The organism is Pseudonocardia pini (assembly GCF_013870575.1).
GTDB classification, from domain to species: domain Bacteria; phylum Actinomycetota; class Actinomycetes; order Mycobacteriales; family Pseudonocardiaceae; genus Pseudonocardia; species Pseudonocardia pini.
On record NZ_JACBXB010000859.1, the window covers coordinates 1 to 2177 of the forward strand.

The 2177-nt window shown below is 72.9% G+C and carries 2 protein-coding genes and 1 pseudogene; all 3 read left to right on the forward strand.

Annotation, left to right across the window (positions count from 1 at the left end; all coding sequences use genetic code 11):
- Positions 1–155 precede the first annotated feature (155 nt).
- Entirely contained in the window at positions 156–1184 is a 1029-nt protein-coding gene (locus H5J29_RS30005) for an alpha/beta fold hydrolase (protein ID WP_181784331.1), read from the forward strand.
- Positions 1099–1611 (forward strand): annotated as a pseudogene (locus tag H5J29_RS30010) (sigma-70 family RNA polymerase sigma factor); the annotation flags it as partial. The gene H5J29_RS30005 and the pseudogene H5J29_RS30010, both read left to right, overlap by 86 nt.
- 193 nt (positions 1612–1804) lie before the next feature.
- Positions 1805–2177: hypothetical protein (locus H5J29_RS30015; protein WP_181784332.1), on the forward strand; the 373-nt coding region annotated here is incomplete at its 3' end.

Sequence of the window (2177 nt, forward strand, 5' to 3'; positions counted from 1 at the left end):
TCGCGCCCGCGTCAACAGACCGCCGGCCGCCGACCGTCCGCCGCCCGGACGGACCAGGACCCAGGTCCTGTCGGCGCCCACCCTGGGTCGGTTGTCCTGGGCCACACGGCGGGACAGCATTCGGCCGGTCGGGGACCGACGCGAGGGGACGGACGATGGTGGGAGCACGACGCCGAGCGCTGCTCGGCGCGCTGGTCGGGGTGGTGGCGGTTCTGTCGGCGTGCGCCCCCGCGGCGGGGTCGGGGGCAGCGCAGGCACCCCGGAGCAGCTACGCCGCCGCGCCGTGCCCCGACCCGATCTACCCGGGCGTGCCCCAGCTGGACCTCGGGGCCGGCGTGGAGTGCGGGTACCTGACGGTGCCCGAGAACCGCGCCGCCCCCGACGGCCGCACGATCCGGTTGGCGGTGGCCCGGGCGAAGGCCACCTCGCCGACGCCCGCGGCGGACCCGCTGCTCTACCTGGCGGGCGGCCCCGGCGGCAGCGGCCTGATCAGCGCGGGCTCACGGATCGCGGCGGGCTGGAACACCGACCGGGACGTGATCTTCCTCGACCAGCGGGGCACCTGGAAGTCCGATCCCCTGCTCGCCTGCCCCGAGATCGACGCGTTCCTCGCCGACTGGGCCGGGCTGGACACGCTCGACCCGGCGACCGCGGAGCGCAGTGCCGCCGCGACGAAGGCGTGCCGGGACCGGCTGGCCGGCACCGGGGTGGACCTCGCCGCCTACGCGACGCCGGAGAACGCCGCCGACGTCGCCGACCTGCGGGTCGCCCTCGGCATCGACGCGTGGAACCTCTACGGTGTCTCCTACGGCACCGACCTCGCGCTGCAGACGCTGCGCGACCATCCCGAGGGCATCCGCAGCGCGGTGCTGGACTCGGTCGTCCCGCCGCAGGCCAACACCCTGCTGGGCTTCTGGCCCTCCGCCGCTTCGGGACTCGACGCCCTGTTCGCGGCCTGTTCCGCGCAGCCTGCCTGCGCGCAGGCCCACCCGACCCTGCGCGAGGACTTCTTCCGCCTCGCCCAGGAGCTCACCACCGCGCCCCGCACCGTCGACGTGGGCGGCAGGCCCGTCGTCGTCGACGGCTACAAGCTGGTGAAAGGCCGGGGACCAGGAGGCCTTCAAGGAGCTGTACGCGCGCTACCAGGACGTCGTGTTCCGGTACGTGCTGTTCCGGCTCGGTGACCGCACCCTCGCCGAGGACCTCACGCAGGAGACGTTCCTGCGGGCGCTGCGCCGGATCTCGTCGGTGAGCTACCAGGGCCGCGACATCGGCGCCTGGTTCGTCACCATCGCGCGCAACCTGATCTTCGACCACGTCAAGTCGAGCCGCTACCGGCTCGAGTCGACCACCGCCGACATGGTCGAGCACTCGCCGACCACGCACGGCCCGGAGCAGCAGGTCATCGAGAACGCGACCAACTCCGAGCTGCTCAAGGCGATCGACAAGCTGAACCAGGACCAGCAGGACTGCATCCGCATGCGGTTCCTGCAGGGCCTGTCCGTCGCGGAGACCGCCCAGCGGATGAACCGCGCGGAGGGTGCGGTGAAGGCGCTGCAGCACCGGGCCGTCCGCAGGCTCGCCCAGTTGATGCCCGAGGGCTTGCGATGAACCGGCGCTATATCGAGAACTACAAGCTTGTCGTTACAGATGCGACGAGTGAGCTACACCAAGCGGTGAACGGTCCCTACGCCGTAACCGACGACCGCCCGGCTCGTTGTGTGGGTGAACGTCGGCAGAGCGCGAGGCCCCGATCGGGCCGAACGCTGACGAACAGTGCAGGGATGCAGTGAGGACGGCGAACATGCCCGCGGGACGATGGGGCTCCGACGACGAGCTCGAGCACGAGGTGGCCCTCGCGGCCGCGCTCGACCGCAGTCGTACCGACCTCAGCCCGAGCGTCGAGACGGCCGGTCGGATGAAGGCGGACTTCTTCGCCCGCCTCGAGCAGGAGTGGAACGCCGCGCCGGCGTCCCCGCCCGAGGCCCCGCCGGAGTCCGCCACCGAGCTGACCACCCGCATCGAGCCCGTCCGGGACGCGGACCAGGACCTCGCCGAGACGCGGGACCTCACCGCGACCCTCGCGGCCGACCCCGCCGCGGACGTCACCGTCGCCGCGGAGGAGTCCGACAACGTCGTCCCGCTGGCCGGGCGCAGGCGCCGGGCACGCCACACCC